Below are 14,360 nucleotides of genomic sequence, written 5' to 3' on the forward strand. Positions count from 1 at the left end.
CGCTTTCCGATGACCTGTCGACATCGGTATTCCGCTGTCGTATGATCATAAATGTGGGATATTTTACCACTTAAGGCCAGCATCTGAGTGGGAATATATACCACAATACGCTACACTTAACGTGAAAGCTGAATTGAGGCGAACCTGGACATGCCATGAACGAAGCATTGAAGACGGCGGTGTTGACGATCCTGCACCCTTTGGTCCGGTATCTGATCGGACAGGGGTGGACCTATGGTGCATTGACGGATGCGCTCAAGATGGTGTACGTGGCGGAGGCGAGTCGGCATTACGGGAAGGTCACTGGGCGACCGCTGACGGACAGCCGGGTCAGCCTGCTGACCGGGATCCACCGCAAGGAGGTCAAGCGGCTGCGAGTGCAGTTGGAAGAGCACGGCGAGCGGCCGATGTTGCGGCATGGGGCCAACATGGCGGCACAGGTGGTGGCCGCTTGGATATCGATGGTGGAGTATACAGACCTCGCCGGGCAACCCCAGCCGCTGCCTCTGCGCAGCGAAGCGTCCCCGAGCTTTGAGGGACTGGCGCGCCGGGTCAAGGCCGACATGCGCCCGCGCGCCATTTTGGACGAGTTGAGCCGGGTGGGGGTGGCCCAGGAGCAAGAAGGCGTGGTGCACCTGCTGCGCGCTGCGTATATTTCCGATCTGCCAGAAGACCAGGTCGCCTTTTTAGGGGAGAACGTCGGTGACCACCTGCGCAGCGCGGTACACAATCTGGAAGGGGGGGAACCCTTTTTGGAACGGGCGCTGTATTTCGATGCGCTGCCCGCGGCGGTGCTGGAGGAGGCGCGGCCGGAACTCTACCGGATGGGCGAGCGCTTGTTGCGCGAGGCCCATCAGCGGCTGAACGCGACCGAGTCGCCCGAAGGGCCGCAGCGGCGGCTGCGCCTGGGGGTCTATTACTACGAAGAAGACGCCGCGGCGGAACCGACTGAGGAACCGGCAGCGGAGGACGAGCCGCATGCCTAAGGTCCTGCGCCGGTGGAGTCTAGTCCTGGCCTTGGCCCTGGTGGCCCTGCCCGGAACGAGGGCCTTTTCCGACCCGGCGGGCGGTGGGATTGGCGGACTCGGCATCCACCCCGGCGGCATCGGGGGCACGGGCATCCATCCCGGCGGCATCGGGGGCACGGGCATCACGGCCCTGGGAGTAATCCAGCGCTTCGGCAGCATCTATGTCAACGGTCAGGAATATGTCCTGAGCCCCCAGACCCGCTATAGCGTCGACGGCACTGCAGGCACGGCAAAAGATCTGCGCCTCGGGGACCGGGTCACCGTCCAAGCCGCCGCCGACGGGCAGGCCGTCGCCCAGGTAGTACGGGTGGAACATGCCGTTATCGGCAGGGTGACGAACGTCGATGCGGCCAAGCGACAATTTACCATTCTCGGCGAAACCATCCAGGCGGGCAAAATGACCCCCCTCACCGTGCACAACTCGGACCAATCCCTGCCCTTCGCGGCCTTGAAGGCCGGTGACGTGGTATCGGTCAGCGGCCTGGATCGGGGGAATGGCCATTGGCTGGCGACGGAAATCTGTCGTCGCTATCCGGCGGATGCCGCGCCCGCCCGGGTCCCGTTGCTGCTTCGAGGCCGGGTGGACGCCATTTATCCGGGTCAGAACACCCTGGAAGTCGGGGCAACCAAACTCAAGGTCAACGGAACTCTGCTCCGTGCCATCCAGGTGGGGCAATCCGTGGTGGTCAGGGGCGAATACACCGACGGCAAGACCCGCGCGGAAAGTATAAGCCCCACTGCGCTGGCAGCGCAGGAGGTCGGCAACCGGGTGTCACTGCTGGGTTACCTGGATCGCGGAACGGATGGATGGACCACCCACGGGGTATCCCTCGTGGAGAACCACCACACCCTCTATGAAAACGGGGATGCCGCGGACATGCAGGCAGGCAGCATGGTCGCCATCAGTGGGAAGGTCAAAGCCCCGGGGGTCGTCGCGGTGGAAAGCGTTACCTTCAGCGTCAACCCCATGGACTTTGATGTGCCCGTCTTGCCACCGATGGCGCAGGGCGCGCGGGATGACTGGGAACGATCCGAAAATGAGGGTGAGCGCCCAGAGGTCAATAGCCCCGAAATCGAGCGACCCGATGTCGAGCGCCCGGAGCTGGAACCGCAGGTGGAAAGGCCGGAACTCCTTGATGGCGATTAAGGCAAGGCTATATCACCATCACTGAGTGGTACCCCGTATCTTAAATTTAATCATGGAGATGGAAGATAGCGATGAACTTGGAAAACAACCTGCGGGGGATCAAGACCCTGGCATATTCATCAGTGACCTGGAGACGGAATAAGGCCGCGCCGAACACCGTTCGGCGGCGTTGCAGGGGCGATGGCGTGATCCGCCGCCGCCATATCCTCATGCCCAAGACCCTGCAGGGCAATTACCAGAGCGGTGCGGGGACGAACGTCGGTACGGTGCAGGGAGGGGGCAGCCATTGTCTGCACACCCTCCTGGCGCAGACTTTCTCATGAGCAGGCGGATTCTCGTCACCGGGGCCGGGGGCTTCATCGGCTACCACCTGTGCCGCCGTCTATTGACCGAAGGGTGGATCGTGCATGGTCTTGACAACCTCAACGCCTATTATGACCCCGCCCTCAAGCGGGATCGCCTGGCGCATCTGGAAAACCATCCGGATTTTCAATTCCACACCGTGGATCTTGCCAACCGGGAGGCCATGAAAAGTCTCTTCGCCGGGCCACATTTTGATGTGGTGGTGAATCTTGCGGCCCAGGCGGGCGTCCGCCATTCCCTCCAGGATCCCGCCGCTTATGTCGACAGCAATCTGGTCGGTTTCGCCAATGTTCTGGAGGGTTGTCGCGCCCAGGCCGTTGATCATCTGCTTTTCGCCTCCTCCAGTTCGGTTTATGGCGCCAACGCCCGTCTGCCCTACAGCGTCCATGACGGGGTCGATCATCCGCTCAGCCTCTACGCCGCCAGTAAGCGGGCCGGTGAACTCATGGCCCATAGCTATGCACATCTCTTCGGCATTCCTTGCACCGGCTTACGTTTCTTCACGGTCTACGGACCGTGGGGTCGACCGGACATGGCCTATTTTCGTTTCACGCGCCAGATCCTTGCCGGAGAGCCCATCCCAGTTTTCAATCATGGTCAGATGCGCCGGGATTTCACCTATATCGACGACATCATCGAAGGCGTAGTACGGCTCCTGGACTTCGCACCACACCCTGCTCCGAGTTCGACGGAGCAACCGGATCCGAGCACCAGCGATGCCCCCTTCCGTCTTTACAATATTGGCAACCATACCCCTGTAGCCTTGCTGGATTTCATCGCGATCCTGGAGGATCTGCTGGGGCGCAAGGCCGATATCGAATGGCTACCCATGCAGGCCGGAGACGTTATTGCCACCTATGCCGATGTGGGTGAATTGCAGGAGACGGTGGGTTTTTCCCCCGCCACCCCCTTACGTGATGGCCTTGCCCGTTTCGTCGCCTGGTATCGGAATTATTACGACGCCTCTTGAAAACAGGTGACTCCGCACCACGGCACAATGGATTGGACATAGCGGCGCTTCTGCTGACCGGTTGTCGGGCGATAATGGCAGTCGGCGCGGGGTGAAATCTTGCCCCCGTGTTCTGCTTTGGCTAACGGAGGGGCATTGCGTGTGCGTCACGAGTAGTGAGGCAAGAGGTAGAATGGTGGGTCCATATTTCACGACATGCTACAATCGATACGGAAACTAGGTAAACGAGTCCAGGCAGGCCATGAATGGCACATTGAAAACGGCGGTGTTGGCGATCCTGCGCCCTTTGGTCCGGTATCTGATCGGACAGGGGTGGACCTATGGAGCGTTGGCGGAGGCGCTCAAGATGGTGTACGTGGCGGAGGCGAGCCAGCACTATGGGGAGGCCGACGGACGGACGCTGACGGACAGCCGGGTCAGCCTGCTGACCGGGATCCACCGCAAGGAGGTCAAACGGCTGCGACTTCTGCTGGAGGAGCACGGCGAGCGGCCGATGTTGCGGCACGGGGCCAACATCGCGGCGCAGGTGGTGGCCGCCTGGGTGTCGATGGCGGACTATGCAGACCCCGCCGGGCAACCCCAGCCGCTGCCCCTGCGCAGCGAGGCGTCCCCGAGCTTTGAGGGGCTGGCACGCCGGGTCAAGGCCGACATGCGTCCGCGCGCCATTTTGGACGAATTGGGCCGGGTGGGGGTGGCGGAAGAAAAGGAAGGGATAGTGCGTCTGTTGCGCCATGCCTATATTTCCGCCCTGCCGGAAGACCGGGTAGCCTTTTTGGGGGAGAACGTCGGCGATCACTTGCGCAGCGCGGTACACAATCTGGAAGGGGGGGAACCCTTTTTGGAACGGGCGCTGTATTTCGATGCGCTGCCCGCGGCGGTGCTGGAGGAGGCGCGGCCGGAGATCTATCGGATGAGCGAACGACTACTGCGGGAAGCCCACCAACGGCTGAGCGCGGCCGAGTCGCCCGAGGGACCGCGGCGGCGGCTGCGCCTGGGCGTCTATTATTACGAAGAGGACGCCGTGACGGGGGAAGGGGAGCATGCCTAAAGCTCTGCGCTGGTGGGTCCTGGTCCTGGGATTGGCGACCCTGCCGGAGGCATGGGCCCTTCCCAACCCGGCGGGCGGCGTTGGTGGATCGGGTGCCACCCCGGATGGTATCGGGGGCACGGGCATCCATCCTGGCGGCATCGGGGGCACGGGTATCCACCCCGGTGGTATCGGAGGCACGGGCATCCATCCCGGCGGCATCGGGGGCACGGGCATCACGGCCCTGGGAGTAATCCAGCGCTTCGGCAGCATCTATGTCAACGGTCAGGAATATGTCCTGAGCCCACAGACCCGCTATAGCGTCGACGGCACTGCGGGCACGGCAAAAGACCTGCGCCTCGGGGACCGGGTCACCGTCCAAGCCGCCGCCGACGGGCAGGCCGTCGCCCAGGTAGTACGGGTGGAACATGCCGTTATCGGCAGGGTGACGAACGTCGATGCGGCCAAGCGACAATTCACCATTCTCGGCGAAACCATCCAGGCGGGCAAAATGACCCCCCTCACCGTGCGCAACTCGGACCAATCCCTGCCCTTCGCGGCCTTGAAGGCCGGTGACGTGGTATCGGTCAGCGGCCTGGACCGGGGGAATGGCCATTGGCTGGCGACGGAAATCTGTCGTCGCTATCCGGCGGATGCCGCGCCCGCCCGGGTCCCGTTGCTGCTTCGAGGCCGGGTGGACGCCATTTATCCCGGTCAGAACACCCTGGAAGTCGGGGCAACCAAACTCAAGGTCAACGGAACTCTGCTCCGTGCCATCCAGGTGGGGCAATCCGTGGTGGTCAGGGGCGAATACACCGACGGCAAGACCCGCGCGGAAAGTATAAGCCCCACTGCGCTGGCAGCGCAGGAGGTCGGCAACCGGGTGTCACTGCTGGGTTACTTGGATCGCGGAACGGATGGATGGACCACCCACGGGGTATCCCTCGTGGAGAACCACCACACCCTCTATGAAAACGGGGATGCCGCGGACATGCAGGCAGGCAGCATGGTCGCCATCGAGGGGAGGGTCCAGGCACCGGGGGTCGTCAACGCAGAGCGGATCATTTTCAGCGTCAACCCCATGGACTTTGACTTCCCCATCATACCGCGGATGCCCGTGCTCCCTCCCGTATTACATCATCCCGAAATCGAGCGCCCGGAATTTGGCCCCCCGGAGATCGAACCCCTGGTGGAAAGGCCGGAACTCCCTGATAACGATTAATCCAAAATCCGGCAGTTTGAGGGTGCTGAATCAACGCTGATTCCAGTGCCGGTAAGAACGCGCCACCGTAAACAAGCCCGCGCCGATGCTCCCGACAAAAAAACCGATGGGCCAGTTGGTCCAGTAAGAGAGCACAATGGCGCTCCAGATACAACCCTCTGCAAGCATCACGGATAGCATCAGCACGCGCATGGGATTGCCGCTCAACGCCTGGGCGGCAGCTGGCGGGCCGACCAGCAGGGTGAACACCAAAAAGGCGCCCACAACCGGCAAAGCCGTGGCAGTCACCAAGGCCAGCAAGGTCAGGAACACCAGATCCATGCGTGCGGCACGGATCCCCTGCAAGGCCGCCAGATCGGGAAAAGTCGAATCCAGCAAGAGTGGCCGAAAATACAGAGAGATCCCCATAACCACTAGCGCGCAAATACCCAGTATGGGCAGCAAATCTGCGTCGCTCACCCCAAGCACCTCGCCGAAAAGCAAAGAAAATACCGCCGGCGCATACTCCCTGGTCATACTGAGTAACAACGCACCCATCCCCAGAAACAGCACCAACACCAGCCCCGTACCCACATCGCGGCGCCCCATGCGCACCAATTGGCGCAGAAGAAAAACACCTATTCCGACAAAAATCAGCAGCCCGATCAGCGGGTTGATCCCCATCAGGTTGGCTGCCGCCGCCCCCGGAAAGGCTCCCAGCGGTAGGGCATGGGCGGCAAAAGCCGAACGCCTGGCCACCACAAAAAATCCGACGAAAGCCGCGACAAACGCGATGGCAGTGCCAGCTATCCAGGTATTAATCATGAAACTGGAGAACATGTCTTATGCTTCGCAGTGCGGCCAGATGACCGGTTTCGGACGCGCCGACAAGCCCGTCACCCTAGCCACCAGCACCGCCACCAGATAAAACAGAAATACCAGCGTCACCACAAAAAAACTCACTGGCCAGGCATTACCGGAAAACCAATAGTAACTTTCATAGGCCATCCAGATACCACCCCAGACTGCCGTCAAACCGATAACACTAGCCCAGAATATCGCCTGCGCAGGGCGTCTGCTCAGGCGAATCGCCGCACCCGCCGGACCGATGAGCAAAGCCGTCGCCAGCACCGCGCCGATGGCCAGGGCACAGACCGCCACCGCCAGCCCCAGAGTCAGCAGTTGCAGCAAACCGATCCAACGCGGGGAAATACCCCGTGCTGCCGCCAGATCAGGGTCCACCGCCGTCAGCAGCATAGGCCGGTAGAGCAGACCAGCGAGTAAAAACACCGCAGCGGAGGCCATCAACGCAGGACCGACAAGACTCCGGGGAATCGCAAACATGGAGCCAAACATCACCGATACCGCTGCACCCGTAGTGCTGGTAGTGGTCACATCCAGATAGAGTAAAAGCGCCGATAGACCCAACCCTGCCCCCAGAACAATACCCGTGGCAAGATCGCGCTCCCGTACCTTGCGTACCCCCAGAAATTCCATCCCGAAAGCCGCAATCCAGGCCATACCCAGAAAACCCAGCAAGGGACTGACGCCCAGCAGGAGGGAAGCCGCCCCTCCGGCGCTGCTCACATCGGCCAGGGCATGCCCAGCAAAGGCATTACCGCGTAATACGGTAAACATCCCGATCAGCGCGCTAACCAACGCTGCGCAAGTCCCTACGATCAGCGCGGTTTGCACCGGCTCACTGCCGAAGAAACCGGAATTCCCCAAAAGCATCCAAAGATTCCACATGGCGTTAATCGGCCTTTTCCGGATGCGACATATGCGCTGCCGTGCACGCCTCGGCATCTTCAGCGGCGACATCGGGTAGCACGAGTATCCGCCGCCCATGTCGCAATACCGTTACCGGGTGACCATAGAGCTTACCCAACACTTCAGGCCGCACCACCTCATCCACGCTCCCAGTAGCGGCCTGTCCACCCACCAGATAGACCAGGCGATCCATCACCGGCAGCAGAGGATTCATATCGTGAGCCGTCACCAGCACGGCAATGTGCTGGATGTGGGTCAACGTACCAAGCAGTGCCACCAGTGCGTTGGCACTGCCAAAATCCAGATTGGCCAGAGGTTCATCGAGAATCAGCAGGCGCGGCTGACGCACCAAAGCATGGGCAATCACCGCCCGCTGTTGCTGACCACCAGAGAGTTCTCCTACCCGCTGATCGGCAAAGGCCTCAGCTCCGACCGCGTACAGTGCTTGATCTACCAGGGCTTTCTTGCGACCGGAAAACAACGGCAGACCAAGGCGATGCCCATCCAGCCCCAACTGCACCAAATCACGGGTCCGCAGGGGAATGTCCGGATCAAGGGCAATTTTCTGTGGCACATAGCCCACCAGGGCGCGGCGCTGATCCGCCGGTGCGCCATCAATCAGAACCTGCCCAGAGCGCTGCGCCGTCAGGCCCAGTAGGCTACGCAGCAGGGTTGTTTTGCCTGCCCCATTCTCACCGATCAGGGCGCAGAGCTGGCCAGGATAAAGGTCAAAACTGACATCCCGCAAAATGCTGCGGCCACCCAAATCTACCGAGAGATGAGCGACCGAAAGTATCGGATCGGACATGGCCAACACGGGCTACTTCGGCACAGTCGTCAAAGTGCCACGTTCCACGGCGTTACGCAGGGCATTGGTTTCCGTCAGCATCCAGGACTGATAACTATCGCCCGTCGGCATGGTTTCATAGACACCGACCACGGGGATCTTCTCTGCTTTCGCCTTGCTCAGAAAAGAATTCGTCAAAGAATTAGTAACTTGCTTATTGTAAACGAATATTTTTATGCTATGCTGTTTGATGAGCCGATTCTGGATGCTCACGTCCTGCGGCGCAGGGTCGGTACCATTCATAACGGCGGCCTGCAAATTCCAAGGTGTTTTGATATCGCATCCGGCAGCCTGCAACAGATAGTTTGCAACAGGCTCGGTCACCGCTACCGGCGTGCCACCGAACTGGGCCTTGAAACTGGCGATAGCCAGATGCCAGGGCTGCAGAGAGGTATCAAACTTGCGCACATTGGCGGCAAAATAAGCAGCATGACCCGGATCCAGCTCCGTCAGGCTTCGGGCAACCGCCAGGGCGACTGCAGGCATAGTCTCCGGTTTATACCAGAGGTGGGGGTTTTTAGTGCTTTCCGGCAGGCGGAGCAACTCCCGAACCACAATCACCTTGCGCTTGGGATTAGGGTTGGACGCTAGAATCTTTTTGGCCCAGCCATCGTAGCCCACGCCATTACGAACCACAATCTGCGCCCCAGCGATCTCACGGGCCACAGCAGGGCTGGCTTCAAAAGTATGGGGATCGGTATTAGGATTGCTTTCGATGGTGTTGACGGTGACATAGCCCCCGCCGATCTGGCCGATCACATCGGCATACTCATTTTCTACGCCCACCGCATAAATCGTCGCTGCGGTAGCCATCTGCGCCATACCCAGCCCAACAAATAAAGCGATCCGTGGCAACCGAGCAAGCATCCGGCTTCGTAAGCAATGGTTAGGCATTGAACAGACCAAGGTCTTCTGGTGGTTAAACGGAATCACGGGCAAACCCTCGGAGTCCACTGCCACAACCAGCAGACAGACACCAATCTTTGTAATGCAACATTGTTGCAATCTAGTGAAACAACACGTCATTGTCAAGCGTGAAAACGCACGAGAAAGTGACGCGCCTCCACTCAACCTGGCCCCAAGCTTCCCCTGCCGTGAAGCTTGGGGGTAAGATAAGGCGATAACTCCATCACCTGCGGGAAAATACCTCATGAGCCAAGCCCCCCACCCCACCCTCGATACCGGCATACTGACCCAGATTGTTGATGACATACTGGACCTTGCCCGCGAGCAGGGGGCCAGTGCGGCAGAAGCTTCCGCCAGCACCAGCAAAGGCTTATCGGTAACGGTACGGCTGGGGGAGGTCGAGTCTATTGAATATCATCAGGACAAAGGGCTGGGGGTGACCGTCTATCTGGGCCAGTCGAAAGGCAGCGCCTCTACCTCTGACTTCTCCCGCAAGGCGCTGTCAGAGACGGTTTCTGCGGCACTCACCATTGCCCGGCATACGGCAGCAGACCCCTTTGCCGGGCTCGCCGACCCCGCACTGTTTGCCACAAAGTTCCCGGAGTTGGACCTCTATCATCCTTGGTCCATAGATGCCGATACCGCCGCTGAACTGGCACGCCGCTGCGAGGTTGCCGCCCGCGACTGCGATTCGCGTATTCACAACTCCGAGGGCGGCAGTCTCGGCACCGGCGAGGGAGTCTCGGTTTACGGCAATACGCTGGGATTCATAGGCAGCAGCCGTTCCTCGCGGCACAGCCTGTCCTGTTCAGTGATTGCCGAAGATACCAAAGGTGGTATGCAGCGGGATTACTGGTATGATGTGGCGCGCGCAGCGGATGCTTTGGCAACTCCGGAAGCGATCGGCAAAACAGCAGCACAACGGGCTCTGCGCCGACTGGGTGCCCGCAAGGTAGCCACTACCAAGGCCCCGGTGCTTTTCGAAAATCAGGTCGCCTCCAGCGTCATCGGCCACCTCGCCAGCGCCATCAGCGGTGGCAGCCTGTATCGCAAAAGCTCCTTCCTGGTCGATAGTCTCGGCAAGCGACTCTTCCCGGAACACATCCGCATTTATGAAGAACCGTTACGGCGACGCGGACTGGGTAGCAGCAGTTTCGATGGCGAAGGCGTCGCCACCAGAAACCGCGATATTATCGCCGACGGTGTATTGGAAGGTTACATTCTCGACAGCTACAGCGCCCGCAAATTAAACATGAAGACCACGGGTAATGCCGGCGGCGTCCACAATCTCACCCTGCGACCCGGAGACGCCTCTCTGGAGGACCTGCTCCGCCAGATGGGACGCGGCCTGCTGGTTACCGAGCTCATCGGCTTCGGTATCAACATGGTTACCGGCGACTACTCACGGGGCGCGGCCGGCTTCTGGGTCGAACACGGGGAAATTCAATATCCTGTTGAAGAGATCACCATCGCCAGCACCTTGCAGGCCATGTTCCAGGGCATGAGTGTGGTGGGCAGCGATATGCTCATCCACGGCAATACCGGCTGCCCCTCCATTCTTGTTGACGAGATGACGATCGCCGGCGACTGAGGAGGACGGCCATCAGCAACAGGATCAAACTCAACAACAGATAAGGGAGACTGCCCCAGCGCCCGTAAGGCGTTTCCCCCGCCATCGGCTGTATGGCCTCATTCAGGGTGCCCACCACAAACTGCGGCAATTGCGCACGCACCTGCCCGCGTGGCGAAATCAGGGCTGTTATTCCGGTGTTGGTCGCCCGAATATCGGGTTTCTGCTCCTGCAAGGACTGCATCGCCGCCATTTGCAGACTCTGCGCCGCGGCGATGCTATGGCCGTACCAGGCATAATCACTGATATTCAGAAGAAAGGTGGCACCTTCTTCCACACCCTTGCGCACATCCCGGGAGAAGGACTCTTCATAACAGATGGTTATACCGGCTTTCTGTCCATCCACGGGCAAAACATAAGGCCCATGCCCGGAAGAAAAGCTCCCCAGTCCCGGTAAAAAATGATGCACCAGCGACGTGAGCAGGCTTGGCATCGGGATGTATTCTCCGAAAGGCACCAGATGCTCTTTCCTATACCAGCGCAAAGGTGCCGTACCATCGATTTCCATGGCCGCATTGTAATATTTGTGACCCGTATCCTCGGGGACACCGATGAGCAGGATTTTATGGTGCATCGCTGACCACCGCTGCAATTGCGCGATCAAGCCCGGAATTTCCGTCTGAAAAACAGGGAAGGCTGTTTCCGGCAAAACGATCAATTGGGTGTTCGGCGGTGTCCGCAAGATCAGATCGACGTAGTGATGCAAAATGTCGCTGATTTTACCCGCATTCCACTTTTCGGTGATGGCAACATTCCCCTGCAGCAGACTCACCCGCAGCAGTTTGCCTGCGGGATGGGTGAACGACACGGATGCCGCCGCCATGGCTACACCGTAAATCATGAGGAGCGCCGCGACGCCTCCCATCAACACTGGGCGGGACTGCCGCCGTCGCAGCATATAAACCAGAATAACCGCCACCCCGGCGGTTGCCAGCCCCACCCCGTACTGGCCAAGCCAGGATGCAAGGCCGCCAAGGAAGGCATGGGTCTGGGTGTACCCCGTCGCCAACATGGGGAAGCCTGTAAAAAGACGTGCCCGCGCCCACTCCCCCAAAATCCACAGCACCGGCAGGGCCAGCAACCGGGCATTGCCGACAAAAAAGCGGGTGGCCAGCCATAAGGCCAGCGCCGGATAGACGGCACAACAAGCCGCCAGTAAAGCCACGGCCCCTTCAGCCAAGGCCCAATCCATGTTGGCAAAATTATGCAGGGTAATGGCGATCCAGTTGGTTCCCGCCGCAAAGGCCGCAAAACCGAAAACAGCACCCAGAGCGGCCGCACGGCGCGGACGCTCCTCCGCGCTCGCCAGCCAAAACAGGCCAAAAAGCAGGGCGATGGCCAGCGGCCACAAAGCAAAGGGCGCAAAAGCCAAGGGCCAAGCCGCACCCAAAATCAACGCGGCCAGAAGCCGCACAAGAAAGTGCGGCGTTTTCAGTGCACCACCCTTCACGCGCTCTCTTGAGGCGCCGTTTCCGGCAGAAATGCGCTACGCGGTGGCGGTGGCGGCGTCACACGCAAAATCTGCACCCGCTTACGATCCGCTCGCAATACCTCCAAGCGCAAATTCCCCTCTTCAATCACTTCACCCATACGCGGCACATGCCCCAAGCGCGTAGCCACCCAACCACCGAGGGTGTCGGCATGCCCATCCGCCAGGTGTGCCACAAAATGTGCGTTAAACTCTTCCAGAGGAATCAAAGCATTTACCAGGAAATCCCCATCCTCCCGCGGCGCGATCATCACATCCTCATCAATATCATATTCATCCTCAATTTCACCGACGATGATTTCCAGAACATCCTCGATGGTGATCAGCCCGGCGACCCCACCGTACTCATCCACCACGACGGCCATGTGATGCCGACCCGTGCGGAACTCGTAAAGCAAATGATCCAGATGCTTGCTTTCAGGGATAAAAGTCGCCGGACGGAGTAACTCCGTCAGCCGCGGCGTCGGCATATCACCCCGACAACCCCGCAACAGATCTTTGGCCAGGAGAATGCCACGCACATCATCGCGATCATTCCCCACCACAGGGAAACGCGAGTGCCCCACCTCGGACACCCGGGCGACAATCTCTGCTAAAGGCATATCCAGTTCAATCACTTCCATCTGTGGCCGAGGAATCATCACATCCCGCACCGTGAGCTCGCCCATACGGAAAATTCCATCCACCATCCGCGCCGCTTCGGCATCGATAATCTGTCGTTCGCCCGCCTCACGGACCAGTTCCAGCAGGGTATCCTGATCTTCCACATTGCCACGCAAGGACTGGGTAAAACGCTCCCACCAGCCCCGCGGTCGTTCCTGGCTACTGCGATCATCACTCATGCATTTGGTTCAGGTAAGGGTCGGCCACACCCATTGCAGCCAGCAATCGGGTTTCCAGCGCCTCCATCTCCTGCGCCTCGACGGCCACTTCATGATCATAGCCAAGGAGGTGGAGGGTGCTGTGAATGAGCAGATGGCGATAGTGATCGCGCAGGTGCTTGCCCTGCTCGACGGCCTCACGCATCACCACCGCCGGCGCGATAACAATATCGCCCAGCAAATCGCGGCGAAACATGGGCAACTGCACATCCTGCGGAAAGGACAAACAATTGGTCGGCCTTGCCTTACCCCGATATCCCTCGTTCAGGGCGGCAATTTCGGTGTCGTCCACAAAAGTCAGGGATAGATCGTACATCCGGTCGTCCGCAGATGCCCGCGCCGAAGGAGCGGACAGCGCCTGTAATATCGAGCGACGCACCTCGGCGCGGGATGGCAGGGGCAAGGCCGCAACGGCGTCATCCACAGCCATGCGCAAATAAAGACGGCTCATACCTTCGCCCCGAAGCGGTCATAAGCCTCCACAATCCGGGCCACCAGCGGATGGCGGACTACATCGGCACTTTCAAAAAACACCATATCCACACCCGGCATATCGCCGAGCACATCCATGACCTGCACCAGCCCGGAAAGCTGCCCGCGCGGCAGATCTACCTGCGTCACATCGCCGGTTACCACGACCTTAGCGCCAAAACCCATGCGGGTCAGGAACATTTTCATCTGTTCCGGAGTGGTATTTTGCGCCTCATCAAGAATGATAAAGGCATCGTTCAGGGTACGCCCGCGCATATAGGCCAGTGGCGCCACTTCAATCACCTGCCGTTCCATCAGTTTGGCGACTTTCTCATAACCCAGCATTTCATGCAGAGCATCGTAAAGCGGGCGGAGATAGGGGTCGACTTTTTCGCTCAGGGATCCCGGCAGAAAACCCAGACGTTCGCCCGCTTCTACGGCTGGGCGGACCAGCACCAGACGCCGCACCTGATTGCTGTCCATCTGCTCCACCGCTGCGGCTACGGCGAGATAGGTCTTGCCCGTACCGGCTGGGCCAATGCCGAAGGTGAGATCATTATGGCGGATGGACTCCAGATAACGGCGCTGCCGTTGCCCGCGACCACGGATCATTCCTTTGAGGGTCTGCAC

The 14,360-nt window shown here is 59.9% G+C and carries 15 protein-coding genes; 7 read left to right on the plus strand and 8 right to left on the minus strand.

Annotation, left to right across the window (positions count from 1 at the left end; translation table 11 throughout):
* Positions 1 to 155: 155 nt before the first annotated feature.
* From HF921_RS02170 to HF921_RS02195, 6 genes are all read left to right on the plus strand, one after another.
* Positions 156 to 986 (plus strand): DUF6502 family protein, encoded by an 831-nt coding sequence (locus HF921_RS02170; protein WP_215862294.1) that lies wholly within the window; start codon positions 156 to 158, stop codon positions 984 to 986.
* Complete coding sequence (locus HF921_RS02175) at positions 979 to 2,175, plus strand: DUF5666 domain-containing protein (RefSeq protein WP_215893224.1); 1,197 nt, start codon at positions 979 to 981, stop codon at positions 2,173 to 2,175. Before HF921_RS02170 ends, HF921_RS02175 begins: the two co-directional genes overlap by 8 nt.
* 71 nt (positions 2,176 to 2,246) lie before the next feature.
* Positions 2,247 to 2,498: a hypothetical protein gene (locus tag HF921_RS02180; RefSeq protein WP_064220162.1), complete on the plus strand. Its 252-nt coding sequence runs from the start codon at positions 2,247 to 2,249 to the stop codon at positions 2,496 to 2,498.
* Positions 2,495 to 3,508 carry an NAD-dependent epimerase gene (locus HF921_RS02185; protein WP_064220163.1) on the plus strand — a complete coding sequence of 338 codons (1,014 nt, stop codon included), beginning with the start codon at positions 2,495 to 2,497 and terminating at the stop codon, positions 3,506 to 3,508. The genes HF921_RS02180 and HF921_RS02185 overlap by 4 nt, the downstream gene beginning before the upstream one ends.
* A gap of 241 nt (positions 3,509 to 3,749) precedes the next feature.
* Positions 3,750 to 4,556: a DUF6502 family protein gene (locus tag HF921_RS02190; RefSeq protein ID WP_215862292.1), complete on the plus strand. Its 807-nt coding sequence runs from the start codon at positions 3,750 to 3,752 to the stop codon at positions 4,554 to 4,556.
* Complete coding sequence (locus HF921_RS02195; RefSeq protein ID WP_215893225.1) at positions 4,549 to 5,757, plus strand: DUF5666 domain-containing protein; 1,209 nt, start codon at positions 4,549 to 4,551, stop codon at positions 5,755 to 5,757. Before HF921_RS02190 ends, HF921_RS02195 begins: the two co-directional genes overlap by 8 nt.
* Positions 5,758 to 5,787: 30 nt before the next feature.
* Here the strand turns inward: HF921_RS02195 and HF921_RS02200 are convergent, their stop codons facing one another.
* The 4 genes from HF921_RS02200 to HF921_RS02215 are packed head-to-tail and all read right to left on the minus strand — an operon-like array spanning position 5,788 to position 9,220.
* A complete protein-coding gene (locus HF921_RS02200) occupies positions 5,788 to 6,576 on the minus strand; it encodes a metal ABC transporter permease (RefSeq protein WP_064218704.1) in 789 nt (262 codons plus the stop codon).
* Between the two features lie 3 nt (positions 6,577 to 6,579).
* Positions 6,580 to 7,485 carry a metal ABC transporter permease gene (locus HF921_RS02205; protein WP_215893226.1) on the minus strand — a complete coding sequence of 302 codons (906 nt, stop codon included), beginning with the start codon at positions 7,483 to 7,485 and terminating at the stop codon, positions 6,580 to 6,582.
* A 4-nt stretch (positions 7,486 to 7,489) separates the two neighbouring features.
* Positions 7,490 to 8,314 (minus strand): metal ABC transporter ATP-binding protein, encoded by an 825-nt coding sequence (locus HF921_RS02210; RefSeq protein WP_215892765.1) that lies wholly within the window; start codon positions 8,312 to 8,314, stop codon positions 7,490 to 7,492.
* A gap of 12 nt (positions 8,315 to 8,326) precedes the next feature.
* Positions 8,327 to 9,220 (minus strand): metal ABC transporter solute-binding protein, Zn/Mn family, encoded by an 894-nt coding sequence (locus HF921_RS02215; RefSeq protein ID WP_226834284.1) that lies wholly within the window; start codon positions 9,218 to 9,220, stop codon positions 8,327 to 8,329.
* 283 nt (positions 9,221 to 9,503) lie between these two features.
* Between HF921_RS02215 and pmbA the strand changes: the two genes are divergently transcribed.
* Complete coding sequence (pmbA, locus tag HF921_RS02220) at positions 9,504 to 10,850, plus strand: metalloprotease PmbA (protein WP_215862290.1); 1,347 nt, start codon at positions 9,504 to 9,506, stop codon at positions 10,848 to 10,850.
* Here the strand turns inward: pmbA and lnt are convergent.
* From lnt to HF921_RS02240, 4 genes are all read right to left on the minus strand, one after another.
* Positions 10,786 to 12,339: an apolipoprotein N-acyltransferase gene (gene lnt / locus HF921_RS02225; protein ID WP_215893227.1), complete on the minus strand. Its 1,554-nt coding sequence runs from the start codon at positions 12,337 to 12,339 to the stop codon at positions 10,786 to 10,788. The genes pmbA and lnt overlap by 65 nt on opposite strands.
* Positions 12,336 to 13,220 carry an HlyC/CorC family transporter gene (locus HF921_RS02230; RefSeq protein WP_064218709.1) on the minus strand — a complete coding sequence of 295 codons (885 nt, stop codon included), beginning with the start codon at positions 13,218 to 13,220 and terminating at the stop codon, positions 12,336 to 12,338. The genes lnt and HF921_RS02230 overlap by 4 nt, the downstream gene beginning before the upstream one ends.
* Positions 13,213 to 13,710 carry an rRNA maturation RNase YbeY gene (gene ybeY / locus HF921_RS02235; RefSeq protein ID WP_064218710.1) on the minus strand — a complete coding sequence of 166 codons (498 nt, stop codon included), beginning with the start codon at positions 13,708 to 13,710 and terminating at the stop codon, positions 13,213 to 13,215. Before ybeY ends, HF921_RS02230 begins: the two co-directional genes overlap by 8 nt.
* The coding region (locus HF921_RS02240; protein ID WP_215893228.1) for a PhoH family protein at positions 13,707 to 14,360 on the minus strand (654 nt) is incomplete at its 5' end. The genes ybeY and HF921_RS02240, both read right to left, overlap by 4 nt.

Source organism: Acidithiobacillus ferriphilus (assembly GCF_018854775.1).
GTDB classification, from domain to species: Bacteria; Pseudomonadota; Gammaproteobacteria; order Acidithiobacillales; family Acidithiobacillaceae; genus Acidithiobacillus; species Acidithiobacillus ferriphilus.

Excerpts from the sequence above, each read along its gene's own strand:
- HF921_RS02195 (WP_215893225.1), top strand. The coding sequence starts at position 4,549 with ATGCCTAAAGCTCTGCGCTGGTGGGTCCTGGTCCTGGGATTGGCGACC.
- pmbA (WP_215862290.1), top strand. The coding sequence starts at position 9,504 with ATGAGCCAAGCCCCCCACCCCACCCTCGATACCGGCATACTGACCCAG.
- HF921_RS02180 (WP_064220162.1), top strand. The coding sequence starts at position 2,247 with ATGAACTTGGAAAACAACCTGCGGGGGATCAAGACCCTGGCATATTCA.
- HF921_RS02190 (WP_215862292.1), top strand. The coding sequence starts at position 3,750 with ATGAATGGCACATTGAAAACGGCGGTGTTGGCGATCCTGCGCCCTTTG.
- HF921_RS02230 (WP_064218709.1), bottom strand. The coding sequence starts at position 13,220 with ATGAGTGATGATCGCAGTAGCCAGGAACGACCGCGGGGCTGGTGGGAG.
- HF921_RS02170 (WP_215862294.1), top strand. The coding sequence starts at position 156 with ATGAACGAAGCATTGAAGACGGCGGTGTTGACGATCCTGCACCCTTTG.
- HF921_RS02175 (WP_215893224.1), top strand. The coding sequence starts at position 979 with ATGCCTAAGGTCCTGCGCCGGTGGAGTCTAGTCCTGGCCTTGGCCCTG.
- HF921_RS02205 (WP_215893226.1), bottom strand. The coding sequence starts at position 7,485 with ATGTGGAATCTTTGGATGCTTTTGGGGAATTCCGGTTTCTTCGGCAGT.
- HF921_RS02210 (WP_215892765.1), bottom strand. The coding sequence starts at position 8,314 with ATGTCCGATCCGATACTTTCGGTCGCTCATCTCTCGGTAGATTTGGGT.
- HF921_RS02200 (WP_064218704.1), bottom strand. The coding sequence starts at position 6,576 with ATGTTCTCCAGTTTCATGATTAATACCTGGATAGCTGGCACTGCCATC.
- ybeY (WP_064218710.1), bottom strand. The coding sequence starts at position 13,710 with ATGAGCCGTCTTTATTTGCGCATGGCTGTGGATGACGCCGTTGCGGCC.
- HF921_RS02215 (WP_226834284.1), bottom strand. The coding sequence starts at position 9,220 with ATGCTTGCTCGGTTGCCACGGATCGCTTTATTTGTTGGGCTGGGTATG.
- HF921_RS02185 (WP_064220163.1), top strand. The coding sequence starts at position 2,495 with ATGAGCAGGCGGATTCTCGTCACCGGGGCCGGGGGCTTCATCGGCTAC.